The organism is Myceligenerans xiligouense (assembly GCF_003814695.1).
In the GTDB taxonomy this organism is placed as follows: domain Bacteria; phylum Actinomycetota; class Actinomycetes; order Actinomycetales; family Cellulomonadaceae; genus Myceligenerans; species Myceligenerans xiligouense.
This window is the reverse complement of sequence record NZ_RKQZ01000001.1, coordinates 3,556,392-3,580,723: the sequence shown is the minus strand read 5'-3', so window position 1 is coordinate 3,580,723 and position 24,332 is coordinate 3,556,392. Positions and strand designations below refer to the sequence as shown.

Sequence of the window (24,332 nt, the reverse complement as noted above, 5' to 3'; positions counted from 1 at the left end):
CATGCGGCTGGAGCTGCGGGGTATCACGAAGCGCTTCGGGGCGCTGGTCGCGAACGACCACATCGATCTGACGGTCGAACCGGGCGAGATCCACTGCCTGCTCGGCGAGAACGGCGCCGGCAAGTCGACCCTGATGAACGTGCTGTACGGGCTGTACGAGGCCGACGAGGGCGACATCCTGCTGGACGGCGAGGTCCAGCACTTCTCCGGTCCGGGCGACGCGATGGCGGCGGGCATCGGCATGGTGCACCAGCACTTCATGCTGGTGCCGGTGTTCAGCGTGGCCGAGAACGTGATGCTCGGCCACGAGCCGGGCCGGGGCGGAGTGCTCGACGTGGAGTCCGCGCGGGCACAGGTGCGGGAGATCTCCGAGCGCTTCGGCTTCCACGTCGACCCGGATGCCCTGATCGAGGACCTGCCCGTGGGCGTGCAGCAGCGCGTCGAGATCATCAAGGCGCTCTCGCGCAACGCCGACGTCCTGGTCTTCGACGAGCCCACGGCGGTGCTCACGCCCCAGGAGACCGACGAGCTGATGGCGATCATGCGCCAGCTGCGCGACGCCGGGTCCGCGATCGTGTTCATCACCCACAAGCTGCGCGAGGTCCGCGAGGTGGCGGACCGCATCACCGTGGTGCGGCACGGCAAGGTGGTCGGCGAGGCGCGCCCCACGGCGTCGGACGCCGAGCTCGCCTCGCTCATGGTGGGCCGTGCCGTCGAGCTGACCGTGCACAAGGACGAGCCGCGCTACTCCGAGGGCATGTTGCGGGTCAGCAACCTGCAGGTCGTGGACGAGGTCGGGACCGTCGTGGTCGACGACGTGTCGTTCGACGTGCGTGGTGGCGAGGTGCTCGTCGTCGCGGGCGTGCAGGGCAACGGCCAGACCGAGCTCACCGAGGCGCTGCTCGGCCTGCAGGGGGACGTGTCCGGGAGCGTCACGCTCGACGGTCAGGAGCTCACGGGCCTGAGTGTGCGCCAGGTGCTGGACCGTGGCGTCGGCTTCGTGCCGGAGGACCGCACCTACGACGGCCTGGTGGGCGAGTTCACCATCGCCGAGAACCTCATGCTCGACCGCTCCGACGGCCCCCCGTTCGTGCGGTCGGGCTCGCTGCAGCTGGCCTACCGCGACGACTTCGCGCGCGCCGCCGTGGCCGAGTACGACGTGCGCACACTGGGGATCGACACCCCGGTGGGGCGGCTGTCCGGCGGCAACCAGCAGAAGGTGGTGCTCGCTCGCGAGCTGAAGCGTGACCTGCGCCTGTTCGTGGCGGCCCAGCCGACGCGCGGCGTCGACGTCGGCTCGATCGAGTTCATCCACAAGCAGATCGTGGCCACGCGCGACGCCGGTGTGCCGGTGGTCGTCGTCTCGACCGAGCTCGACGAGGCGACCGCGCTGGCCGACCGGATCATGGTCATGTACCGCGGACGAGTGGTGGGGATCGTACCGGCGACGACGCCGCGCGACACCCTCGGACTGATGATGGCGGGGATCCCGCCGGTCGAGCACGGAGGAGAGGCCGCGTGAGCCACCAGAACGACCTCAACCCGGAGCCAGGGCCCGAGGAGGAGCCCGGACTCGCCGAGGAGCTGGAGCAGGAGGTGGCCCGCGAGTCCGGCGCTCCCGCCGGACCGGACGCGGGCGAGGACACCGCGGACCGCCTGGCGCACGCGCTGCAGCAGACGATGAGCCACCCGTGGACGGTCGCCGCCGGAGCCATCCTGCTGGCCGTGCTCGTCGGGTCGGTGATGATCGCGTTCACCGACGAGCGCGTGACCGCGGCCGCGGGCTACTTCTTCGCGCGTCCCGCCGACATGTTCGTCGCGCTCGGTGACGCCATCGGCGGCGCCTACTCCGCCCTGTTCCGCGGTGCGGTGTTCAACCCGCGCGCCGACGGTTTCGCGGCGCAGATCCGGCCGCTCACCGAGACGTTCAACTACGCGACGCCACTCATCGCGGCGGGGCTCGGCGTGGCGCTGGCGTTCCGCGCGGGCCTGCTCAACATCGGTGGCCAGGGGCAGATGCTCATCGCCGCCGCCGCCGCGGGCTGGGTGGCCTTCGGCGTGACGGGCCTCCCGTTCGGTGTGCACGCGCTGCTCGCGGTCGCCGCGGGGATCGCCGGAGGCGCCGTGTGGGCCGGGATCGCGGGCCTGCTCAAGGCCCGCACCGGTGCGCACGAGGTGATCGTCACGATCATGCTCAACTGGATCGCCTTCTACCTCGTGGCCTACTTCCTGGCGACCCCCGGCCTGCTGCAGGCCCCCGGGTCGAACAACCCGAAGACACCGCCCACACCGGAGTCGGCACAGCTTCCCGGGCTGCTCGGGGAACGGTACAACCTGCACTGGGGCTTCCTCCTGGCGCTCGGCGCCGTGGTCTTCGTCTGGTGGCTGCTGAACCGGTCCTCGCAGGGCTTCGCGTTCCGCGCGGTGGGCGAGAACCCGCGCGCCGCGCGTGTCGCCGGCATCGACGTCCCCTGGACCACGGTGAAGGTCATGCTCGTGGCCGGCGGCCTGGTCGGCATCGCCGGCGCGTCGCAGGTGCTGGGCCAGGTCACCACCGGGTTCGGCGGGGACATCGACGCGGGCATCGGCTTCGACGCGATCACGGTCGCGTTGCTGGGCGGCTCCAACCCGTGGGGCGTCCTGGCCGCCGGGATCCTGTTCGGGGCGTTCAAGGCGGGCGGTACGGCGATGCAGGCGTCCGAGGGCGTGCCGAACGACATCGTGCTCGTCGTGCAGTCCCTGATCGTGCTGTTCATCGCGGCGCCGCCGCTGGTCCGCGCGATCTTCCGGTTGCCGGATCCGGAACGTCGCCGTACCCCGCGTCAGGCCCGGAAGGCCAGGAAGGAGGCGGCAGCGTGAGCGCCGCAGTCGAGGCCCCGGGCACGCCGGGGACGCCGTCGTCGGACGGCACCGAGAAGCGCCACAAGGTGCAGGTGGGGTGGAAGGCCGCGAGCGGCCTGATCATCGTCGGTGCCCTCTTCGCCCTGCTGCTCGTCGCCGTCCCCCGGGACGGCGTGACGAAGTTCGCCCTGTCGCGCGGGGCCGACGCCGTGCAGATCCCGCTGCTGGAGATCCCGGCGATGCCGCTGGCCTGGGGTTGCCTGGTGGCCATGGCGCTGATCGCCGCGTACTCCGTGGTCCGCACGCTGGCGAACCGCAGGACGTCGATCTGGGCGATCGCCGCGTTCGGCGCCCTCTCCCTCACCGGGTTCCTCGCCTGGGCCGGTGCGGGCAGCTCCGGCACCCTGTCGATCGTGAGCCTGCTGTCCGGGTCGCTGCTGGGGGCGGTGCCGCTCGTCTACGGCTCGCTGAGCGGCGTGATCGGCGAGCGGTCCGGTGTCATCAACATCGCGATCGAGGGGCAGATGCTCGCCGCGGCCTTCACCGGGGCGGTCGCCGGCTCGGTCACGGGCTCGCCGGCCGCCGGCGTGTTCGCCGCCGTGCTGGCCGGCATGCTCGTGGCGCTGGTGCTCGCGCTGTTCACCGTCACGCACCGGGTGAACCAGATCATCGTCGGCGTGGTGCTGAACGTGCTGGTGCTCGGGCTGACGTCGTTCTTCTACTCGCAGGTGCTGGTCCCGAACGCGGCGACGCTGAACAGCGCTCCGCGGTTCGGCTCGTGGACCATCCCGCTGCTCAACGACATCCCCGTGATCGGTCCGGTGCTGTTCGACCAGGCCCCGCTGATCTACCTGATGTACTTCGTGGTCGCCGGGGTGTGGTTCGCGATGTACCGCACCCGCTGGGGACTGCGGCTGCGCGCCGTGGGCGAGCACCCGAAGGCCGCCGACACCGTGGGCGTCAACGTCGAGCGCACCCGCTACCTGGCGCTGCTCATCGGGGGCGCGTGCGCGGGACTCGGCGGCGCGTTCTACACGACCGTCGCGGTCGACCAGTTCGGCCTGAACATGACGGCCGGCGCGGGCTTCATCGCCCTGGCGGCGATGATCTTCGGGAAGTGGGACCCGGTGCGGGCGGCGATGGCGGGCCTGCTGTTCGGGTTCGCCTCGAACCTGCAGAACGTGCTGAGCGTGGTGGGGTCGCCGGTGCCGAGCCAGTTCATGCTCATGGTGCCGTACGTGGTGACGCTGTTCGCGGTCGCCGGGCTCGTGGGCCGTTCCCGGCCGCCGGCCGCGAACGGCCAGCCGTACCTGAAGGGTTGACCGGATGAGCACCACCGACGACGGCGCGGCCGGGAGGAACGTCTCCGGTGCCGCGGGCACCCCGGCCTCCGCCGCGCCTCCCGACTGGGAGGCCTTGCGGGCCGCGGCGCGCGGCGCACTGCGGTTCGCGTACGCGCCGTACTCCGGGTTCCCGGTCGGGGCGGCCGCCGTGGCCGACGACGGGCGGGTGCTGACCGGAGCCAATGTGGAGAACGCCGCGTACGGCGTCACGCTGTGCGCCGAGTGCTCGCTCGTGAGTGCCCTGATCATGTCCGGCGGGGGCCGGCTCGCGGCCTTCACCTGTACCGATGCCGACGGCAGGGTCATCATGGCGTGCGGGCGCTGCCGTCAGCTCCTGTGGGAGCACGGCGGTGCGGAGCTCCTGGTCGACACCCCGCACGGGGTGCTGACCATGGATCAGGTGCTGCCGCAGGCATTCGGACCCGAGAACCTGGCACGGGTGAGGGACGGACGGCCGGTCGACGACGGCCCGGCCGCGGGAACGCAGGGCACGCGGGAGACCCGCGCGGAGGCCCACGGAGAGGAACCGTCATGACGACCGAGCACTTCGACGCCGTGGACGTGATCCGCGCCAAGCGGGACGGGCTCACGCTGTCCGGGCCGCAGATCGACTGGGTCGTCGACGCCTACACCCGCGGCGTCGTCACCGACTACCAGATGTCCGCGCTGGCCATGGCGATCTTCCTGAACGGGATGTCGCGCGTGGAGGTCGCGCACTGGACCGGCGCGATGATCGCCTCCGGCGAGCGGCTCGACTTCTCCGGCCTGTCGCGGCCCACCGCCGACAAGCACTCCACGGGGGGCGTGGGGGACAAGATCACCCTGCCGCTCGCGCCGCTGGTCGCGACGTTCGGCGTGGCGGTGCCGCAGCTGTCGGGCCGCGGGCTGGGGCACACGGGCGGCACGCTGGACAAGCTCGAGTCGATCCCCGGCTGGCGGGCCGCGCTCTCGAACGACGAGACCGTCGCCCAGCTGGAGGACGTCGGCGCGGTGATCTGCGCGGCCGGGTCGGGGTTGGCGCCCGCTGACCGCAAGCTCTACGCGCTGCGCGACGTCACCGCGACCGTGGAGTCCATCCCGCTCATCGCGAGCTCCATCATGTCGAAGAAGATCGCGGAGGGCACCGGCGCGCTCGTGCTGGACGTCAAGGTGGGTTCGGGCGCGTTCATGAAGTCCCTCCCGCAGGCGCGCGAGCTCGCCCGGACCATGGTGGACCTGGGCACCGACGCCGGCGTGCGCACCGTGGCCCTGCTGACGGACATGTCCGTGCCGCTCGGGCTGACCGCCGGCAACGCGCTGGAGGTGACCGAGTCGGTGGAGGTGCTCGCCGGCGGCGGGCCGGCCGATGTGGTCGAGCTGACCGTGGCTCTCGCCGTCGAGATGCTGGCGGGAGCCGGGAGACCGCTCGGCGAGGACGAGGTGCGGGCGGCGCTCGCCGACGGCCGCGCCATGGACACCTGGCGGCGCATGATCGCGGCGCAGGGCGGTGACCCGGACGCGAAGCTCGCCGCCGCGAAGGAGTCGGAGACGGTCCTGGCGGGGGAGGACGGCGTGCTCACGCGCCTCGACGCCTACGCCGTCGGGGTCGCCGCCTGGCGGCTCGGCGCGGGCCGTGCCCGCAAGGAGGACCCGGTGCAGGCCGCCGCGGGCGTCCGGCTCCACGCGAAGCCGGGCGACCGGGTCACCGCCGGGCAGCCGCTGCTGACGCTCCACACCGACACCCCCGAGCGTTTCGCACGCGCCCGGCAGGCCCTCGAGGGCGCGTGGGAGGTGGCTCCGGAGGGCGCCGCCGGGGCGGGCGCCGCGGCCGGCCCGGGGAAGCTGATCCTCGACCGGATCGCCTGACCTCAGGCTCGGATGTCCGAGCCCTCGCTCGCGGCGGCCCCCGCCGGTCGGCGGGGGCCGCCGCGTCGTCAGTAGGTGCTCGTGTCCGCGGCCGCGGCGGTGACGCCGTCGTACCCGTCCAGCACCGCGGCCGTGCTCGACAGGCCGAGCCGCGTCGCCCCGGCGTCGACCATCCGGAGGGCCGTGCCGAGGTCCCGGATGCCACCGGACGCCTTGACGCCGAGCCGTCCGCCGACGGTCCTCGCCATGAGCGACACCGCCTCCACGGAGGCGCCACCCGTCGGGTGGAAGCCGGTGGACGTCTTGACGAAGTCCGCCCCGGCCGCCTCGGCGGCCTGGCACGCGGCGACGATCTGGTCGTCCGTCAGCGCGGCGGACTCGATGATCACCTTGAGCACGTGCTCCTCGGGTACCGCGGCCCGGACGGCCGCGATGTCGGCCCGCACGTCGTCGAACAGCCCGGCCCGGGCGGCGCCGACGTCGATCACCATGTCGACCTCGTCCGCGCCGTCGGACACCGCGCGGGCGGCCTCGGCCGCCTTGATCTCGCTGACGTGCTTCCCGGACGGGAACCCGCACACCGTGGCGATCTTCAGCCGCCCCGCCGCGACCTCGCGCGCGTGCGCCACGAACGTCGGCGACACGCACACGGAGAACACGCCGAGCCGGGCGCCCTCGTCGACGAGGGCGGTCACGTCCTCGGCTCCCGCCTCCGGCTTGAGCAGGGTGTGGTCGACGGTGGCGGCGAGCGCCGCACGGTCCAAGGTCATCGTTGCTCCGTTCCGCACGGCTCCGCGGGATCGCGCGGATGGGGTGCACCCGGCGGGCCCTGTGTCAGAGCTGTGCCCTTTCGATCTTCTGGAAGCCCGGCACGATCACCTGCTCGACCATCGTGCGCCGTTCGTCGTGGTGCACGAACGCGCTCCACGCCGCGGCCACGGTGACGTCGAGCAGGTCGTCGAGGGTCCACCCGGCTTCGGTGTTCAGGAGCATCATCTCGTGCGTCAGGGACGTGCGGGACATCAGACGGTTGTCCGTGTTCAGCGTCACGGCGAAGTCGAGTTCCTTGAGGCGGGTGATCGGGTGGGTCGCGACGGACTCGGCGGCCCCGGTCTGCGTGTTGGACACGGGGCACACCTCGAGCGGGATCTGCTGGTCGCGGACCCAGTGGGCCACGGGTCCGAGCGTGGCCGGGCCGTCCGTTCCGCCGTGGGCGGAGTACGTGATGTCGTCGGCGATCCGCACGCCGTGCCCGATCCGCAGCGCCTGGCCGATGGACAGCGCCTCGGCGACGGAGCCGACGCCGGACGCCTCGCCCGCGTGGATGGTCACCGGCACCTGGTGCGCGGCGAGATGCCGCCATACCTGGTCGTGGCGGCCCGGGGGAAAGCCTTCCTCGGGTCCGGCGAGGTCGAAGCCGAGGACGCCGTCGCCGGCCAGCGCGATCGCCAGGTCGGCGACCTCCGTCCAGTGGTCGGCCTGCCGCATCGCGGTGAGGAGCTGCCCGGCGCGGATGCTGCGGCCCTCCGCGGCGGCCCGCGCCACGCCGTCGTCGATCCCGGTCTGCACGGCTTCGACGGCCTGTGCCATCGTCAGCCCGCGCACGAGGTGCTGTTCGGGGGCCCAGCGCAGTTCGGCGTGCACGACGCCGTCGGCGGCGAGGTCGAGCACCGCCTCGCGGGCGACGCGTTCCAGGGCGCCCGCCGTCTGCATGACCGCGACCGTGTGGGTGAAGGTCTCCAGGTAGCGGACGAGCGAGTGGGAGTCGGCCGCCGCCGCGAACCAGTCGGCGAGCGCGGCGGGTCCCGCGGCGGGCAGTTTGTGCCCGACGGCGTCGGCGAGCTCGCAGACGGTCTCGGGCCGGAGCCCGCCGTCGAGGTGGTCGTGGAGCAAGACCTTGGGCAGCGCCCGGATGATGTCGACGCCGAGGTGTGTCATGACGACCAACCTACCGATCTCGTGGCTCGCTCGTCGGGCGGGCCGCCGCGTCCCGGGAGCCTCGGTCAAAGAGGTTAGGCTTGCCTCACCATGCCGCAGATCCAGAGCCCCACCGCCCGGAAGCCCCGCGGCGTTCCCGTCACCGCCACGGTCACCGCCGTGCGGCGTCTCACGCCGCACATGGTCCGGGTGACCCTCGGCGGCGACGCGCTCGCCGCCGTCGATCCCGGGCCGTTCACGGACCGGTACATCAAGGTGGTGCTCGGACCGCCCGCCGCGCCCGGGGCGCGTCCCCTCGTGCGGACCTACACGATCCGCCGGGTGCACGCCGAGGGCTGGGACCTCGACGTCGTCGAGCACGGCGAGGGGTACGGCGGCCCGTGGGCGGGCCGGGTGCGGCCCGGCGACGAGGTGTCGTTCCTCGGCCCGGGCGGCGACTACGCGCCCTCCGCGGACGCCGCATGGCACCTGCTGGTGGGCGACGAGTCCGCGCTGCCCGCGATCGCGGCGGCCTGCGAGACGCTGCCGCGCACCGCCCGGGCGCACGTGTTCCTCGAGGTCGCCGGTCCGGAGGAGCAGCAGGAGCTCGTGTCCGACGGCGACCTGCACGTCACCTGGGTCCACCGCGATGCCGGCCCCGGACTGTTCGAGACCGTCCGCGCCGCCCACGAGTCCGGCGCCCTGCCCGGCGGCGTCCCCCACGCCTTCCTGCACGGCGAGGCGAGCTGCGTGCGGGACCTGCGCCGCTGGGCGCGCGCGGAGCTCGGTGTCCCCCGCGAGCTGCTGTCGGCGTCGGGCTACTGGAAGCAGGGCCGCGACGACGAGGGCTGGCGCGCCGAGAAGCCCGCCTGGCGCGCCGCGATCGAGCAGGACGACGCGGTGCTCACGCGCTGAGCCGGGGGATCGTGGCTCTCCTCACCTCGGACGGCGATCTCGCGCTCCTGCTCGACGGCACGGACGTCGTCGTGGAGAAGACCTGACGTATGCAGCCTCTACTATGGTCCGCATGAAGATCGCCGTTGTCGGTACCGGGTACGTCGGCCTGTCGAACGCAGTGCTGATGGCCCAGAATCACGAGGTCTGGGCCGTCGACCTCGACGAGATCAAGGTCGCGCTGGTGAACGAGCGGCGTTCGCCGATCGTGGACGCGGAGCTCGAGGAGTACCTCCGCGACCGCGACCTGAACCTGACCGCGACCCTGGACGCGCACGCCGCCTACGCGGGGGCGGAGGTCGTCGTCGTCGCCACCCCGACGAACTACGACGAGGTCTCGAACTTCTTCGACACCTCGTCCGTGGAGTCCGTGATCAAGGACGTGCTGGGAGTCGCGCCGCACGCGACGATCGTCATCAAGTCGACCATCCCGGTGGGCTTCACCGAGCGGATGCGCTCCGACCACCCGGACGCGGCGATCGTCTTCTCCCCGGAGTTCCTCCGCGAGGGTCGCGCGCTGTACGACAACCTGCACCCGTCCCGCATCGTGGTGGGTGACCGCTCCGAGCGCGGCAAGCGCTTCGCGGACCTGCTGCTGGAGGGCGCGGTCACGAAGGACGTCCCGGTGCTGCTGACCGACGCCACCGAGGCCGAGGCCATCAAGCTGTTCGCCAACACCTACCTGGCGCTCCGCGTCGCGTACTTCAACGAGCTCGACACCTACGCGGCGACGCACGGTCTCGATCCGGCCCAGGTCATCGAGGGCGTCGGCCTGGACCCGCGGATCGGGGCCCACTACAACAACCCGTCGTTCGGCTACGGCGGCTACTGCCTGCCCAAGGACACCAAGCAGCTGCTGGCGAACTACTCGGACGTGCCGCAGAACCTCATCCAGGCCGTGGTCGAGGCGAACACCACCCGTAAGGACTTCGTCGCCGCCGACATCCTGAGGCGCGACCCGAAGGTCGTGGGGGTGTACCGGCTCGTCATGAAGTCCGGCAGCGACAACTTCCGGGCGTCGGCCATCCAGGGCATCATGAAGCGGATCAAGGCCAAGGGCGTCGAGGTGATCGTCCACGAGCCGGCGCTGGAGGGCGACGAGTTCTACCACTCCGAGGTCATCAACGATCTCGACGAGTTCAAGGCCCGCGCGGACGTCATCATCGCCAACCGCCGCACCGACATCCTCGACGACGTGGCGGAGAAGGTCTACACCCGCGACATCTACGGGCGCGACTGACATACTCGCGCACGTGCGCACCACGAGCGGCAAGGGGATACTCGCAGCGTGAAGGTCCTGGTCACCGGCGGCGCCGGATTCATCGGAGCGAACTTCGTCCAGCAGACGGTCCGCGAGCGGCCGGGCGCGGAGGTCACCGTGCTCGACGCGCTCACCTACGCGGGTGACCGGGGCTCGCTGGCGCCCGTCGCGGAGCAGGTGACGTTCGTCGAGGGATCGGTCACCGACGCCGCCCTGGTGGACCGGCTCGTGGGCGAGTCCGACGTCGTCGTCCACTTCGCGGCCGAGTCGCACAACGACAACTCGCTCAACGACCCGTCGCCGTTCGTGCAGACCAACCTGATCGGTACGTTCACGCTGCTGGAGGCCGTGCGCAAGCACGGCACGCGGTTCCACCACATCTCGACCGACGAGGTCTACGGGGACCTGGAGCTGGACGACCCGGCGAAGTTCACGCACGAGACGCCGTACAACCCGTCGTCGCCGTACTCGTCCACGAAGGCGGGCTCCGACCTGCTCGTGCGCGCCTGGGTGCGGTCCTTCGGGGTCCCGGCCACGATCTCGAACTGCTCCAACAACTACGGCCCCTACCAGCACATCGAGAAGTTCATCCCGCGCCAGGTCACCAACCTGATCGACGGCGTCCGCCCGCGCCTCTACGGCGCCGGCCGCAACGTGCGGGACTGGATCCACGTGGAGGACCACAACTCCGCCGTCTGGACCATCATCGACCAGGGGCGCATCGGCGAGACCTACCTGATCGGGGCCGACGGCGAGCAGAACAACCTGGACGTCGTGCGGACCCTGCTGGAGCTCTTCGGCCGCGAGCCCGACGACTTCGACCACGTCGCCGACCGGCCCGGCCACGACCTGCGCTACGCGATCGACGCGACCCGGCTGCGCGACGAACTCGGCTGGACGCCCCGCTACACACGGTTCCGTGACGGGCTGGCGGCGACGATCGAGTGGTACCGGGGCAACGAGGCCTGGTGGAGGCCGGCGAAGGCGGCGACGGAGGCGAAGTACGCGCGCACCGGCCAGTGAGACCCTGTCACCTCACCTTCGTCACCGCCTGGTCGCGAGGAAGCGGCTGACTGCTTCCATGGTGGGGAGGAGGTTCTGGGCCTCCGCATCCTTGAGGGTAGGGGCCAGCTCGTCCTTCGGTGAGAGCTGGGGGGTGAGTGGGCTGCCGTCGCGGGCCGTCGTCGGCCAGTCGATGCCGACGGCCGGGTCGAGCGGGTGGATGCCGTGCTCGCGGTCCGGCGCGTAGCCGGCGGAGCAGAGGTACATCACCGTGGAGTCGTCCTCCAGGGACAGGAACGCGTGGCCGAGCCCTTCGGACAGGTAGATGGCGCGGCGGTCGACGTCGTCCAGCAGGACGCTGTCCCACCGGCCGAACGTCGGTGAGCCGACGCGGATGTCGACGACGACGTCGAGCACCGCGCCGCGCAGGCACTGCACGTACTTGGCCTGGCTGGGCGGGACGTCGGCGAAGTGGATGCCCCGCAGCACCCCGGACGCGGACACGGAGCAGTTGGCCTGCTGGAGGTCGAAGGGATGCCCGACGGCCGCGGCGAACTCGCCTGCCTTGAACGCCTCCAGGAAGAGCCCTCGGGCGTCGCCGAACTGCTTCGGGGTGATCTCGAAGGCGCCGGGCACGGACAGCTCTCGGTACTGCATGAAGACTCCTCGGAGCGGGGAAGATCCCACGTGGCCCAGGTGGGGGAGGGCGACGGACCCTAGGATCATACGTATGGAACCAAGGGCGGGCGTGCGGGAACGGTGGTTGGTGGTCGGAGCGTCCGGGATGCTCGGTCAGGACATGGTCGAGGTGGTCCGGTCCGCGGGGCACGACGTGGACGGGGCGGGCGGGAGCAGCGGGCTCGACATCCTCGACCCGGCCGCTGCCGCCCGCGCGGTCCGCGGGTACGACGTCGTGGTGAACTGCGCGGCCTGGACCGCCGTGGACGACGCCGAGACGCACGAGCCGGAGGCGTTCGCCGTGAACGCGGTCGGCGCGGCCCACCTGGCGCGGGCGTGCGCGGCCGCCGGCGTGCGGCTCGTTCACGTGTCCACGGACTACGTGTTCGACGGCGCCGCGACCGCGCCCTACGCCGAGGACGCGCCGGTCGCGCCCCGGTCGGCCTACGGACGGACCAAGGCGGCGGGGGAGTGGGCCGTGCGGGCCGAGGCGCCCGGCTCGCTGATCGTGCGCACGGCATGGCTGTACGGCGCCGGCGGGCCCTGTTTCCCGCGGACGATGGCGCGTCTCGCCGTCCAGAAGGACCGCCTGACCGTCGTGGACGACCAGGTGGGGCAGCCCACCTGGACCCGGGACCTCGCCGACCTGATCGTGCGGCTCCTCGCCGCGGGCGCACCGGCCGGGACGTACCACGGCACGTCGTCGGGCCAGGTGTCATGGTTCGGCTTCACGGAGCGGATCGTGGCGGCGACGGGCGCCGAGGTGAAGCTGGAGCCGACGACGAGCGACGCCTTCCCGCGCCCCGCGCCCCGCCCGGCCTACTCGGCGCTCGGCCACACGGCGCTGGAGGCGGCGGGCGTCGCCCCGATCGGTGACTGGGCGGAGCGCTGGGACGCGGCGGCGTCGGCGGTGCTCGGCGAAGCCTAGGCGTCGCTACTCCCCCAGGAGACCCAGCAGGTAGGAGCCGTAGCCCGACTTCGTGAGCTTCTCCGCGCGGATGCGGAGCTCGTCGTCGGACAGGAAGCCACGCCGCCAGGCGACCTCCTCCGGCGAGCCGATCTTCAGCCCTTGCCGGTGCTCGATCGTGCGGACGTAGTCCGAGGCCTCCAGCAGCGAGTCGAAGGTCCCGGTGTCGAGCCATGCCGTGCCGCGCGGGAGGACCTCGACCTGGAGCTTTCCCCGGGCGAGGTAGTGGCGGTTGACGTCGGTGATCTCGTACTCGCCACGGGCGGACGGCCGCAATGCCTTGGCGATCTCCACCACGTCGTTGTCGTAGAAGTACAGGCCGGGGACGGCGTAGTTGGACCGGGGCCGCGCCGGCTTCTCCTCGAGGGAGAGTGCTCGGCCGTCGTCGTCGAACTCGACGACGCCGTACGCCGTGGGGTTCGCGACCCGGTACGCGAACACGGCACCTCCGTCGAGGCCGGAGAACCGGGTCAGCTGGGACCCGAGGCCCGGCCCGTAGAAGATGTTGTCACCGAGGACGAGCGCCGCGTCGTCCGTGCCGAGGAACTCCTCGCCCAGCACGAAGGCCTGGGCCAGGCCGTCCGGCGACGCCTGGACCGTGTACTCCAGGTTGATGCCGAACTGCGAGCCGTCGCCCAGCAGCCGCTGGAACTGGGGCGCTTCATGAGGCGTGGTGATGACGAGGATGTCCCTGATCCCCGCGAGGATCAACGTGGACAGGGGGTAGTAGACCATCGGCTTGTCGTAGACCGGGACGAGCTGCTTGCTGACACCGAGAGTGATCGGGTGCAACCGGGTTCCGGACCCGCCGGCCAGGATGATTCCGCGCATGGTCCCTGATCCTTCCACGACGAGCCCGGCTTGGCTCGCGGCGGGGCGCGCGCGTCGTGCGTCAGAGGCCGAGCGCCGCCGCCATCTCCTTCCGCAGGCGCTCCAGGCGCCGCTGGGCGGTGACCCGGGCACGGCCGAGGCTCTCGGCGGTCGCGTCGGCGGCGACCGGCGTCACCACCTCCAGATAGCACTTCACCTTGGGTTCGGTCCCGCTGGGCCGGACGATCACCCGGGTGTCGTCGTCGGCCGTCAGCACGACGCCGTCCGTGGGCGGCAGCCCGTCCACACCCTCCGCGAGGTCGACGACGCCGGTCACGGGCGCGCCGTCGAGCGTCGCCGGGGGTGCGGCACGCAGCCTGCCCATCGCTTCCGGGATGCGGCCGAGGTCGTCGAACCGCGCGGCGAGCTGGCCGGTGCTGTACAGGCCGCAGGCGCGGGCGATGTCGTCCAGCGCGTCCCGGAGAGTCTTCCCGGACTCCTTGAGCCGCTCCGCGAGCAGCGCGACGCGCAGCGCGGCCGACAGCCCGTCCTTGTCCCGGACGCCCTCGGGGTCGACGCAGTAGCCGAGCGCCTCCTCGTAGCCGAACACCAGGTCCGGCGTGCGGGCGATCCACTTGAACCCGGTCAGCGTGGTCGCGTGGCGCAGGCCGTGGCGTTCTGCGATCCGCGCCAGCACGCGCGACGACACGATCGAGCAGGCCAGCGTGCCCGACGCCGTGCGTTGCGCGGCGTCCCAGCCGAGCAGCGCCCCGACCTGGTCCCCGGTGAGCATCCGCCAGCCGTGCGACGCGGCCGTCTCGGCGCCCTGGTAGGTGCCCCAGTCCGGGTCGTACACCGCGACCGCGCAGCGGTCGGCGTCGGGGTCGTTCGCGATGACGAGGTCGGCTCTCGCGTCGGACGCGATCGACAGGGCGAGATCGAGGACGCCCTTCTCCTCCGGGTTCGGGAACCGCACCGTGGGGAAGGCCGGATCCGGGTCGAGCTGCTCCTCGACCGGGATGACGTCCGTGAACCCGGCGTCCGCGAGCACCCGCCGCAGCGTGCGGCCCCCGACGCCGTGCAGCGAGGTGGTCACGATCCGCAGGGGTGTGGGCCCGGAGCCCTCGGACCTGAGGGTGACCGCCGTCCGGGCGCCCGACGTCGGCGTCGCCCGCGGGGTGTGCACATCGCGCAGGTGCAGGTCAGGGTCGTGCAGTGAGGCGACACGCCGCAGGTAGTCCTCGTGCAGGTCGTCCCCGAGCACCGTCCAGCCGCCCACGGCGCGCGGCACTCCGGACGCCCCGCCCGGTGCTGCGGAGACGCGGGCGATCTCGGCGGCGATCCGCGCGTCGTACGGCGGCACGATCTGCGCGCCCTGGCCGGCGTCCGTGATCACGCGCCCGCCGAGGTAGACCTTGTAGCCGTTGTCGGCCGCGGGGTTGTGGCTGGCGGTGATCATCACGCCGGCGTCGGCGTCAAGGTGCCGCACCGCGAAGGCGAGCACCGGCGTGGGCAGGGGACCGGGCAGGAGCGACACGTCGGCACCCGCCGCGGTCAGCACCGAGGCGGTGTCCCGGGCGAAGTCCGCCGACCGGTACCGCGCGTCGTAGCCGACGACGACGCGGGCCGGACCGGGGACGGCGGACGCGAGATACGCGGCAAGCCCCGCGGCCGCCGTGATCACCACGGCACGGTTCATGCGGCGCGGGCCGGCGGCCATCGCGCCGCGCAGCCCGGCGGTGCCGAACTCCAGGATCCCGGAGAAGCGGTCGCGGAGCTCCGTGAGGGCGATCTCGCGCATCTGGGGGTCGGCGGCAAGGGTGAGCAGGTTGCGCAGGTCGGCGCGGTCGGCGTCGTCCACGTCGTCGGCGATCCACGCCTCGGCGCGGGCGATCACGGGCTCGTCATCGAGGAGCGTCATGACTGTCCTTCCGCGTCAGATCTTCGCGACGATGCGGGCGAGGAGGTCACTGATCCGGGGCCCGGCCTGCCGGCCGGCCTCCAGCACCTCTTCGTGGGACAACGGCTGCGGACTGATCCCGGCCGCCAGATTGGTGACCAGCGAGATCCCCAGCACGTCCATGCGGCAGTGCCGGGCGGCGACGGCCTCCAGCGCCGTGGACATGCCCACGAGGTCCGCGCCGAGCAGGTGCGCCATCTTCACCTCGGCCGGGGTCTCGTACTGCGGGCCGTGGAACTGCGCGTACACGCCCTCGGGGAGCTCCGGGTCGACGTCGCGGGCGACCTCGCGCAGGCGCGGCGTGTAGACGTCGGTCATGTCGGAGAACTCCGCGCCCTCGAGCGGGGTCCTCGCGGTGAGGTTCAGGTGGTCCTTGAGGAGCACGGGCTGACCCGGCCGCCAGCCGATGTGCGTGCTGCCGCAGCCGTTCGTGAGGATCAGCGTCTCGGCGCCGGTCGCGGCGGCGGTGCGCACGCCGTGCACCACGCGGCGCACGCCCATGCCCTCGTAGAGGTGGGTACGCGACCCGAGGACCAGCGCGTGCCGCACCGAACCGTCGGGACGTTCCACGCGGATCGAGCGCGTGGTGGACCGGTGGCCGTCCACGGCGGGCTTGAGGAAGCCGGGGATCTCGGCGGTGGGCATCTCCGCGACCACGTCGCCGATCAGCTCCGCGGCGCCACCCCACCCGGACCCCAGCACCAGTGCGATGTCGTGACCGGCCACGCCGGACTTGGCGGCGATGTGCTCGGCGGCGGCTGCCGCCACGTCGAACGGGTCGGTGGTGGGGTCGTCGAGGTCCGGGGCGGTGCTCATGATCCGAGATTAACCGGCGGTGACACGGGAGGCCACCGCCACCCGGAGGCGCCCGGCACGAGTGTCCGCCGCCGCGCGCGTCTGCCAGACTGGCTGGCGTGTCCGAATCGCTGAAAGCCCCGGCCGGGTTGCATCGTCATGACGGCGACGAGTGGGTGGAGTGCGGTGACCACCAGCACTGGGGCCGCTACGGAGCCGCCGGGCTGCTGCTCGTGAGGCGCGGGGCCGACGGCGCTCCCGGGCACCTGGTGCTCCAGCACCGGGCGCTCTGGTCACACATGGGCGGCACCTGGGGCATTCCCGGCGGCGCTCTCGCGCCGGGGGAGAGCCCTGGCGACGGCGCGCTGCGCGAGGCGGCCGAGGAGGCCGCCGTCGACCCCGCCGCCGTCGAGGTCGTGGGGACGCACGTCCTCGAGCATCCCGTCTGGAGATATACGACCGTGGTCGCCGAGCTGCGGCCGGGAGCCCGCGTCGATCCGCGGGCCGCCGACGCGGAGAGCCTCGCCGTCCGCTGGGTCGCCCTGAGCGAGCTCGGGGGCCTGAGCCTGCTGCCCCCGTTCGAGGCCGCGCTTCCCGCCCTGCTGGATCTCCTGCCCCCGGGGGTCCGGGCGGGATAGGGTCGCTGCGTGCACATCCGCATCACTCCCGCCGAGGTCCTGGGCCTCGCCAAGGTCGCAGGTCAGCCGGTACCGCCCGTCGTCAGTTCCGTGAGCGGCGAAGGCGACGTCGTCCGCGTCGTCGCCGACCTTCGCCGCCTCGACGCACTCCCCGGCCCGCTCAAGCTCGCCGTCCGGATCGCCCCCATCGTGCGGGCCGACGTGCGCGTGGTCGCCTTCGCCGCCGGCGTCGCCACCCTGGAGGTCGAGGCGAACGCGGCCGGGCTCCCCGCCCACAAGCTCCTGTCCCTGGCCGCGGCGCCCATCGAGCAGGCGCTCGCCAAGCAGGACCTGCCGCCCGGAGTCGTCGACGTCCAGCACGACGCGCGGATCGCCGTCGACGTCGAGCGCCTCCTGGAGGCCAAGCTCCCCGGGCTCACCGTGACGAATCTGCGCCTCGCGGAAGGGGAGATCCTGCTGGACGGCTCGGTAGGCTGATCTCGTGACCTCCCCTGCCTCAGCCGAACGCGAACCTGCCCACATCGTCGTCGTGGGGGGTGGTCCGGGCGGCTACGAGGCGGCGCTCGTCGCCGGCAGCCTGGGCGCGCGCGTCACCGTCGTCGAACGTCAGGGGCTGGGCGGCGCGGCGGTGCTGACCGACGTCGTCCCCTCCAAGACGCTCATCGCCACCGCCGAGTGGATGACGATCGCCGAGCGGGCTCCCGAACTCGGCATCCGGCTGACGGACGAGGCGGCGAAGCGCGACCTGACGGTCGACCTGCAGGCCGTCAACAAGCGTGTGCTGGAACTCGCGCAGGCGCAGAGCGCCGACATCCGCGGCAGGCTCGTGCGCGAGGGCATCGAGATCGTGAGCGGTACGGGGCGGCTGGACGGGAAGTCGCGCGTCGTCGTCGAGCCGGACGGGGGCGGCGAGACCCGCGTGCTCCATGCCGACACGGTCCTCCTCGCGCTCGGCGCGACGCCGCGCATCCTGCCCACCGCCGTGCCCGACGGCGAGCGCATTCTCACGTGGACGCAGATGTACAACCTGGACGAGTTGCCGGAGAAGCTCATCGTGGTGGGCTCCGGCGTGACGGGCGCGGAGTTCGCGGGGGCGTACAACGCGCTGGGCTCGGACGTCGTGCTGGTCTCCTCCCGGGACCGGGTGCTCCCGGGCGAGGACGAGGACGCGGCCGAACTGCTGGAGGGCGTGTTCCGTTCGCGCGGCATGACCGTCCTGAGCCGCACACGCGCGGAGGCCGCGGTGCGGACCGACGACGGCGTCGCGGTGACACTCTCGGACGGGCGCGTGGTGCACGGGTCGCACGTGCTCGTGGCCGTCGGCGGCGTGCCGAACACGCAGGGCCTGGGTCTCGAGGAGGCCGGGATCGCGCTCACCGCGAGCGGGCACGTCGAGGTGGACCGGGTGTCCCGCACGTCCGTCCGCGGCGTGTACGCCGCCGGCGACTGCACGGGGGTGCTCCCGCTCGCCTCGGTGGCCGCGATGCAGGGACGGATCGCCATGCAGCACGCGCTCGGCGACGGCGTCGCGCCGCTCCGGCTCGGCACGGTCGCCTCGAACATCTTCACCGCGCCGGAGATCGCCACCGTGGGGTACAGCGAGGACGCCCTCAAGAAGCAGGGCTCGCGATACATCACCACGACGCTCCCGCTGGCCCGTAACCCGCGCGCCAAGATGCTCGGCGTCCGCGACGGCTTCGTGAAGCTGTTCGCCCACCCGGAGGCCGGCGTCGTGCTGGGCGGTGTGGTGGTCGCGCCGCGCGCGGGCGAGCACATCTTCCCGATCACGCTGGCCGTGCGGCACCGGCTCACGGTGGAGGACGTCGCGGCGTCGTTCACCATCTACCCGTCCCTGAGCGGCACGACGGCGGAGGCGGCGCGCGTCCTGGACGCCCGCGTCCAGGAGCGCTGAGGCCGCGGCGCGGCAGCACCGACGCGGCGGCCCGCACGAGCCCTCACGACGATGCCGGGGCGGCACGCCACCTCGGTGACGTGCCGCCCCGGCAGGGGAGAGGCCGAAGAGACCGTCAGGCGGGCGTGCCCTCGACGATGACCTTGCCGCCGTCCAGGCGGACGCCCGTCACGTCCTTGACGCGGTCCGCGAGGACGGTGGCGAGGTTCACCGAGAAGGTGCCGGCGCCCAGCGAGACGACGTCGGTCGGCAGGCCCTTCTCCTTGAGCAGGCCCTTGACGATCGGCTGCGCCAGGCCGAGCAGCTTGCTGACCGGGAGGCCGGCGGCGTCAGCCTTCAGGTCGAAGGTCGCGACGCCGTCGGTCACGTCCTTGACCGCGGCCGAAGCGTTCAGCGTCGGAACCACCTTGGCGGCGGCCTTGACCGCGACGGGAGCGTCGACGAGACGGCGGAGGTCGGCGTGCGCCGACGCGGTGCCGTCGTCGACCTTCACGTCGCTGATGAACGACGGCAGGCCGGAACCGGGGCGGACAAGGGCGATGGCCTCTTCGGGCGTGAGTGTCAGTGCTTCAGTCACGAGGCAAACCCTAGCGGACCGAACAGGGTGCAAATGACCAGATCAACCCGGTATTCGATCCGTGTTTTCCGACGGCTCGATCAGTCGGTGATCTCGCAGATCGCGGCGCCCGCCGTGACCCCGGCGCCCGCCTGCGCGACCAGGGCGGTCACGGTGCCGGAACGGTGGGCGACGAGCGGCTGCTCCATCTTCATGGCCTCCAGCACGACCACCAGGTCGCCCTCCGCCACCTGGTCGCCCTCCGTCACGGCCACCTTGACGATCGTGCCCTGCATCGGGGAGGCGAGCGTGTTGCCCGTCGCCGCGGACTTCGAGCCGCCGGACCGCCGGCCGGGCCGCCGCGCGGCGTTCGCCGAGCGCGCCTTGCCGGCCGCCACGCCCAGGCCGACCGGGAGGACCACCTCCAGGCGGCGCCCGCCGACCTCCACGACCACGCGCTCGGCGAGCTCCTCCGGATCGCTCTCCGGCGACGGGGCGGAGACGAGGGCGGGGCCCAGCCCCTTGACCGTCTCGGCGAACTCGGTCTCGATCCAGCGGGTGTGCACGGCGAACGCACCGGAAGCGGCGTTCGTGCCGGACACCGGTTCCGGCACGAACGCCGGCGCCTCCAGCACCGCGCGATGGAACGGGACGACCGTGGGGATGCCCTCGATACGCAGCTCGCGCAGGGCGCGACGCGCCCGCTGCACCGCCTGCGCGCGCGTGGCGCCGGTGACGATCAGTTTGGCGATCATGGAGTCGAAGTTGCCCGACACGGCGTCACCTTCGACGACGCCCGTGTCGACGCGCACGCCCGGCCCCGACGGCCAGACGATCCTGTCCAGCTTCCCGGGCGCCGGCATGAACCCCGCGGCCGGGTCCTCGCCGTTGATCCGGAACTCGAAGGAGTGCCCGCGGATCTCCGGCGCGCCGTAGCCGAGCTTCTCGCCCGCGGCGATCCGGAACTGCTCGCGAACCAGGTCGATGCCGGTGACCTCCTCGGTCACCGGGTGCTCCACCTGCAGGCGCGTGTTGACCTCGAGGAACGAGATCGTGCCGTCGGTACCCACGAGGAACTCGCACGTTCCCGCGCCGACGTACCCGGCCTCGCGGAGGATCGCCTCCGACGCCTCGTAGAGCGCGGCGGTCTGCTCCGCGCTGAGGAACGGCGCCGGGGCCTCCTCGACCAGCTTCTGGTGCCGGCGCTGCAGCGAGCAGTCACGCGTCGACACCACGACGACGTTGCCGTGCGCGTCCGCGAGGCACTGCGTCTCCACGTGGCGGGGCTTGTCCAGGTAGCGCTCCACGAAGCACTCGCCCCGCCCGAACGCCGCGGTGGCCTCGCGGACGGCCGAGTCGAACAGCTCGTCGATCTCGTCGTGGGTGCGCGCCACCTTCAGGCCGCGGCCGCCGCCGCCGAACGCCGCCTTGATGGCGATCGGCAGGCCGTGCTGCTCCGCGAAGGAGCGGACCTCGGCGGCGTCGGCCACGGGATCGGGCGTCCCGGGAACCAGGGGAGCGCCCGCGCGCTGCGCGATGTGCCGTGCGCTCACCTTGTCCCCGAGGGACTCGATGGCCGACGGCGGCGGGCCGATCCAGACGAGCCCGGCGTCCATCACGGCCTGGGCGAACTCGGCGTTCTCCGACAGGAACCCGTAGCCGGGATGCACGGCGTCGGCCTCGGAGCGCCGCGCGACGTCGAGCAGCTTCGCGATGTCGAGGTACGTCTCGGCGGCCGTGGTACCACCCAGCGAGAACGCCTCGTCGGCGAGGTCCACGTGCATCGCGTTCCGGTCCGGGTCCGCGTAGACCGCCACGGAAGCGATGCCGGCGTCGGCGCACGCGCGGGCGACGCGGACGGCGATCTCACCGCGGTTGGCGATGAGCACCTTGGAGATGCTGGCGCTGGACACACGAGAACTGGGCACGGCTCACCGTAACGCGAGCGAGCGCCCTCCCACGTGTGGAAGGTCCGCCAACGAGCCCCGAGTGCGTTTGGAGGAATCCACCATGAGCCGCGATGTTCGCGGGTTCGGGTGGTTCCGGTGCGGAGCTCCGCTGTCGGATTCCGCAACCCGCTCCAGGCGCGTGCGGCTCGGGCGCGTGCGGCTCAGGCGGTGCCCGGCGGTGCGTGCGGTGCCCGGCGGCTCAGGCGGTGCGCAGCGTGTGCCAGGGGACACCGATGTCGTGCAGGAGGGCGCGCAGCAGGGGCAGGCTGATCCCGACGACGCCGTGGTGGTCGCCCTCCACCCGGTCGATGTACGGCCCGCCGAGCCCGTCGATCGTGAACGCGCCCGCGACCTCCAGCGGCTCTCCGGTGGCGACGTAAGCGTCGATCTCGTCGTCGTCCATGTGGCCGAACCAGACCGTGGTCGAGCTGGTGGCGCCGATCGTCGCGCCGGTCCCGCCCGCGTCCCCGTCGCGCAGGTCGACGAGCCAGTGACCGGAGTGCAGCACCCCCTTGCCGCCGCGCATCGCGCGCCAGCGCTCGCGGGCCGCGTCCGGGCCCGCGGGCTTGCCGACCACCTCGCCGTCGATCTCCAGCATGGAGTCGCAGCCGACGACGACGGTGCCCGCCGCGCCCCCGGCCACGGCTTCGTCGCTCCCGCCGATCCGGTGGGCCACGTCCTCCGCCTTCGCCTGGGCGAGCAGCAGCACGGCGTCGTCGGGCCCGAGATGCTCGGCGCGGCTCCGGGCATCGGCGAGGACCGCGTCCTCGTCCACGCCGGAGACCTGCACTATCGGCTCCACACCGGCCGAGCGCAGGGTCGCGAGCCGGGCGGGGGAGCGGGAGGCGAGCACGAGTCGGAGCACGGGCGCCAGGTTATCCGAGACGTACGCTTCGGCCATGTCGCACATCGCCTGCACCGTGGACGACGACGCCGTCGCGCACGTCCGTCTCGATCGCCCCGACAAGCTGAACGCGCTCACGCTCGACATGCTCGGCGACCTCGCGGCGACGGCACGGCGCCTGCGCGGCCGCCCCGGGCTGCGAGCCGTGGTCCTGGCAGGGGAGGGACGATCGTTCGGCGCGGGGCTCGACATCGAGGCCGCGACCCGGAACCCCGCCGGGGTGGCCCGGGCGTTCGCGCCGACGTGGCGCGGCACCAACCGCTTCCAGGAGGCGTGCTGGGCCTGGCGCCGGCTGCCGGTCCCGGTGATCGCCGCCGTGCACGGGCATGTCTTCGGCGGCGCCCTGCAGATCGCGCTGGCCGCCGACCTGCGGATCACCACGCCCGACGCCCGTTGGTGCGTCATGGAGGTGGCCCGCGGCCTGGTGCCGGACATGTCTGGCATCCAGACGCTCTCGGAGCTGACCGGGATCGAGACGGCCAAGCGCCTCACCCTGACCGCCGAGGAGTTCTCCGGGACGGACGCGGTCGCCTACGGCCTGGCGGGCTCGACGTCGGACGACCCGCTGACCGAGGCGCGGGCCCTCGCGGGGACGGTCGCGGGACACCGGCCCGAGGCGGTCCGCGCCGCGAAGCGCCTGCTGAACCGGACCTGGCAGCGGGGCCCGCTGCGGACCTTCGCCGCCGAGCGCACGGCACAGCTCCGCCTGCTCCCGGGCGCGATGCGCGGTCGCTGATCCCCACGGTCCGCGCACGCGCGCCGGCGCGGGGCCCGTGCGCGCCCGCGCCCCCGCGGCCCGGCGTCAGCCGGTGTACGCGCGCTGGAGGCGGACCGGGGCCAGGGGGCCGATCCCGGGAACCTCCCGGACCGGCTGCCTCGTCAGCGCGTACTCCGACGACGTCGACGCGAGAGTGTCCGCCGTGGCCTTGTCCACCAGCACGGTGGACGGCTCCGCCTGGTCGGTGAGCCGGGACGCGAGGTTCACCGACGGGCCGAACACGTCGCCGAAACGCGACAGCACGCGTCCCCAGACGAACCCGACGCGCACCGGGATCTCGGGCTCGTTCGGTGCGGCCGTGCCGAGGGACTCGCCGGTCGCCTCCGCGAGGCTGAGCGCCACCTGGGCGCCGGTGTCGGCGTCGTCGGCCACGAACAGGATGGCGTCGCCGATCGTCTTGACGACGCGGCCGCCGCAGTTCGTGATGATGTCGCGGGCACCGGCCTCGAAGCGCTGCACGAAGTCGGCCAGTTCCGCCGACTCCAGGCCGGCGGTCCGCTTCGTGAAGGAGACGACGTCGGCGAATCCCACGGCGCGCGGGAGCGGGAGCTGATGGGCGTCGTGGTCGGTCTCGTCGCGGGCGCCGGCGAACTCGATCGCCATCCGGCCCGTCAGTGCCGCCAGCTGGCGCCGCCAGGCGTGCTCGAGCTGGCGCCCGAGGACCTCGGCGAGGTCGGGGAGGCGGTCCAGGGCGAGCAGCCGGGCCGAGGTCTCGTCCAGCTCGTACCGCCGGGCCAGGTGCTCCACGAGGGCCTCGACCTGCCACAGCGCGAGACGCTCGGTGGTGTGGCCCATCGCGCGGACGAACGCCATCCGCGCCCGGGCGTCCATCTCCTGGGTCTCGAAGACCTCGTCGATCTCACGCAGCGCCGTCACGTCCGACGCCGTGAACCACGTGTCGGTCGGGTGCGTCACGGGAAGCCCCATCCAGCGCCAGAAGTCCTCGATCCGGTTCCCGTCCAGGCCCGTGCGCTCGACGATCTCCGGGAAGGTGTACTGTCGCGGCCCGCCCAGGATCTCCTCGTCGAGCCGGGTCGCGGTGTCCGAGCCGAGCGCGTGGGAATGGCCGTGTTCCGGTGCGGCCGGGCCGGCCGAGGTGTCCCGGCCGGATCGGTCGTCCGGCGTGTCACGCCCGGGCTGGGGCTCCCGCGGGGCGCCCCCGGCGGAGTCGGTTTCGTTCTCGAGCACGGGCTCAGCCTATTCGTAGGCGATCGCGCGAGGA

General features: G+C 72.7%; 22 protein-coding genes and 1 pseudogene. 13 read left to right on the top strand and 10 right to left on the bottom strand.

Annotated elements, in window-relative coordinates; translation table 11 throughout:
* The first annotated feature begins 1 nt into the window (after position 1).
* The 5 genes and pseudogenes from EDD34_RS15615 (at position 2) to EDD34_RS15595 (ending at position 6,029) form a co-directional block, all read left to right on the top strand.
* Complete coding sequence (locus EDD34_RS15615; protein WP_123815388.1) at positions 2-1,522, top strand: ABC transporter ATP-binding protein; 1,521 nt, start codon at positions 2-4, stop codon at positions 1,520-1,522.
* Positions 1,519-2,859, top strand: a complete 1,341-nt coding sequence (locus EDD34_RS15610) for an ABC transporter permease (protein ID WP_211341608.1) — start codon at positions 1,519-1,521, stop codon at positions 2,857-2,859. Before EDD34_RS15615 ends, EDD34_RS15610 begins: the two co-directional genes overlap by 4 nt.
* Positions 2,856-4,163, top strand: coding sequence for an ABC transporter permease (locus EDD34_RS15605; RefSeq protein ID WP_211341607.1), 1,308 nt, complete (start codon positions 2,856-2,858; stop codon positions 4,161-4,163). Before EDD34_RS15610 ends, EDD34_RS15605 begins: the two co-directional genes overlap by 4 nt.
* Positions 4,164-4,167: 4 nt before the next feature.
* A pseudogene (locus EDD34_RS15600) lies at positions 4,168-4,620 on the top strand (cytidine deaminase); the annotation flags it as partial.
* A gap of 95 nt (positions 4,621-4,715) precedes the next feature.
* A complete protein-coding gene (locus EDD34_RS15595) occupies positions 4,716-6,029 on the top strand; it encodes a thymidine phosphorylase (protein WP_123815386.1) in 1,314 nt (437 codons plus the stop codon).
* Between the two features lie 68 nt (positions 6,030-6,097).
* On the opposite strand, the gene deoC is transcribed toward EDD34_RS15595, so the two are convergent.
* Both deoC and EDD34_RS15585 read right to left on the bottom strand, forming a co-directional pair.
* The gene (gene deoC / locus EDD34_RS15590; RefSeq protein WP_123815385.1) at positions 6,098-6,799 is read right to left on the bottom strand and encodes a deoxyribose-phosphate aldolase; all 702 of its coding nucleotides are present in this window, start codon (positions 6,797-6,799) and stop codon (positions 6,098-6,100) included.
* Between the two features lie 64 nt (positions 6,800-6,863).
* Positions 6,864-7,967 carry an adenosine deaminase gene (locus EDD34_RS15585; RefSeq protein WP_123815384.1) on the bottom strand — a complete coding sequence of 368 codons (1,104 nt, stop codon included), beginning with the start codon at positions 7,965-7,967 and terminating at the stop codon, positions 6,864-6,866.
* A 90-nt stretch (positions 7,968-8,057) separates the two neighbouring features.
* Here EDD34_RS15585 and EDD34_RS15580 point away from each other — a divergent pair, with 90 nt between their 5' ends.
* From EDD34_RS15580 to rfbB, 3 genes are all read left to right on the top strand, one after another.
* Complete coding sequence (locus EDD34_RS15580) at positions 8,058-8,861, top strand: siderophore-interacting protein (RefSeq protein WP_123815383.1); 804 nt, start codon at positions 8,058-8,060, stop codon at positions 8,859-8,861.
* A 112-nt stretch (positions 8,862-8,973) separates the two neighbouring features.
* Complete coding sequence (locus EDD34_RS15575) at positions 8,974-10,140, top strand: nucleotide sugar dehydrogenase (protein WP_123815382.1); 1,167 nt, start codon at positions 8,974-8,976, stop codon at positions 10,138-10,140.
* Between the two features lie 48 nt (positions 10,141-10,188).
* On the top strand, positions 10,189-11,184 hold the full coding sequence (rfbB, locus tag EDD34_RS15570; protein ID WP_123815381.1) for a dTDP-glucose 4,6-dehydratase: 996 nt from the start codon (positions 10,189-10,191) through the stop codon (positions 11,182-11,184).
* Between the two features lie 21 nt (positions 11,185-11,205).
* Here rfbB and rfbC read toward each other — a convergent pair whose 3' ends face one another.
* Positions 11,206-11,820: a dTDP-4-dehydrorhamnose 3,5-epimerase gene (rfbC, locus tag EDD34_RS15565; RefSeq protein WP_123815380.1), complete on the bottom strand. Its 615-nt coding sequence runs from the start codon at positions 11,818-11,820 to the stop codon at positions 11,206-11,208.
* Between the two features lie 73 nt (positions 11,821-11,893).
* Between rfbC and rfbD the strand changes: the two genes are divergently transcribed.
* Positions 11,894-12,769, top strand: coding sequence for a dTDP-4-dehydrorhamnose reductase (gene rfbD, locus EDD34_RS15560; protein WP_123815379.1), 876 nt, complete (start codon positions 11,894-11,896; stop codon positions 12,767-12,769).
* 6 nt (positions 12,770-12,775) lie between these two features.
* Here rfbD and rfbA read toward each other — a convergent pair whose 3' ends face one another.
* From rfbA to EDD34_RS15545, 3 genes are all read right to left on the bottom strand, one after another.
* A complete protein-coding gene (gene rfbA / locus EDD34_RS15555) occupies positions 12,776-13,639 on the bottom strand; it encodes a glucose-1-phosphate thymidylyltransferase RfbA (protein WP_123815378.1) in 864 nt (287 codons plus the stop codon).
* 61 nt (positions 13,640-13,700) lie between these two features.
* On the bottom strand, positions 13,701-15,539 hold the full coding sequence (locus EDD34_RS15550) for a phospho-sugar mutase (RefSeq protein WP_123815377.1): 1,839 nt from the start codon (positions 15,537-15,539) through the stop codon (positions 13,701-13,703).
* A 15-nt stretch (positions 15,540-15,554) separates the two neighbouring features.
* Complete coding sequence (locus EDD34_RS15545) at positions 15,555-16,394, bottom strand: purine-nucleoside phosphorylase (protein WP_123815376.1); 840 nt, start codon at positions 16,392-16,394, stop codon at positions 15,555-15,557.
* A 98-nt stretch (positions 16,395-16,492) separates the two neighbouring features.
* Here EDD34_RS15545 and EDD34_RS15540 point away from each other — a divergent pair, with 98 nt between their 5' ends.
* From EDD34_RS15540 to EDD34_RS15530, 3 genes are read left to right on the top strand one after another with little or no spacing between them, the layout of a single operon-like run.
* Positions 16,493-17,011: an NUDIX domain-containing protein gene (locus EDD34_RS15540; protein WP_246012498.1), complete on the top strand. Its 519-nt coding sequence runs from the start codon at positions 16,493-16,495 to the stop codon at positions 17,009-17,011.
* A gap of 9 nt (positions 17,012-17,020) precedes the next feature.
* A complete protein-coding gene (locus tag EDD34_RS15535; protein ID WP_123815375.1) occupies positions 17,021-17,488 on the top strand; it encodes a hypothetical protein in 468 nt (155 codons plus the stop codon).
* Between the two features lie 4 nt (positions 17,489-17,492).
* Entirely contained in the window at positions 17,493-18,923 is a 1,431-nt protein-coding gene (locus EDD34_RS15530; RefSeq protein WP_246012496.1) for an NAD(P)H-quinone dehydrogenase, read from the top strand.
* A 115-nt stretch (positions 18,924-19,038) separates the two neighbouring features.
* Here EDD34_RS15530 and EDD34_RS15525 read toward each other — a convergent pair whose 3' ends face one another.
* The 3 genes from EDD34_RS15525 to EDD34_RS15515 all read right to left on the bottom strand — a co-directional run bounded on the left by EDD34_RS15525 (position 19,039) and on the right by EDD34_RS15515 (position 22,293).
* Positions 19,039-19,500: a hypothetical protein gene (locus EDD34_RS15525; RefSeq protein ID WP_123815374.1), complete on the bottom strand. Its 462-nt coding sequence runs from the start codon at positions 19,498-19,500 to the stop codon at positions 19,039-19,041.
* Between the two features lie 80 nt (positions 19,501-19,580).
* Positions 19,581-21,392: an acetyl/propionyl/methylcrotonyl-CoA carboxylase subunit alpha gene (locus tag EDD34_RS15520; protein ID WP_246012493.1), complete on the bottom strand. Its 1,812-nt coding sequence runs from the start codon at positions 21,390-21,392 to the stop codon at positions 19,581-19,583.
* 235 nt (positions 21,393-21,627) lie between these two features.
* On the bottom strand, positions 21,628-22,293 hold the full coding sequence (locus EDD34_RS15515) for a Maf family protein (RefSeq protein WP_246012491.1): 666 nt from the start codon (positions 22,291-22,293) through the stop codon (positions 21,628-21,630).
* A 34-nt stretch (positions 22,294-22,327) separates the two neighbouring features.
* Between EDD34_RS15515 and EDD34_RS15510 the strand changes: the two genes are divergently transcribed.
* A complete protein-coding gene (locus EDD34_RS15510; protein WP_123815372.1) occupies positions 22,328-23,068 on the top strand; it encodes a crotonase/enoyl-CoA hydratase family protein in 741 nt (246 codons plus the stop codon).
* A 66-nt stretch (positions 23,069-23,134) separates the two neighbouring features.
* On the opposite strand, the gene EDD34_RS15505 is transcribed toward EDD34_RS15510, so the two are convergent.
* On the bottom strand, positions 23,135-24,298 hold the full coding sequence (locus tag EDD34_RS15505) for an adenylate/guanylate cyclase domain-containing protein (protein WP_123815371.1): 1,164 nt from the start codon (positions 24,296-24,298) through the stop codon (positions 23,135-23,137).
* Between the last annotated feature and the right edge of the window lie 34 nt (positions 24,299-24,332).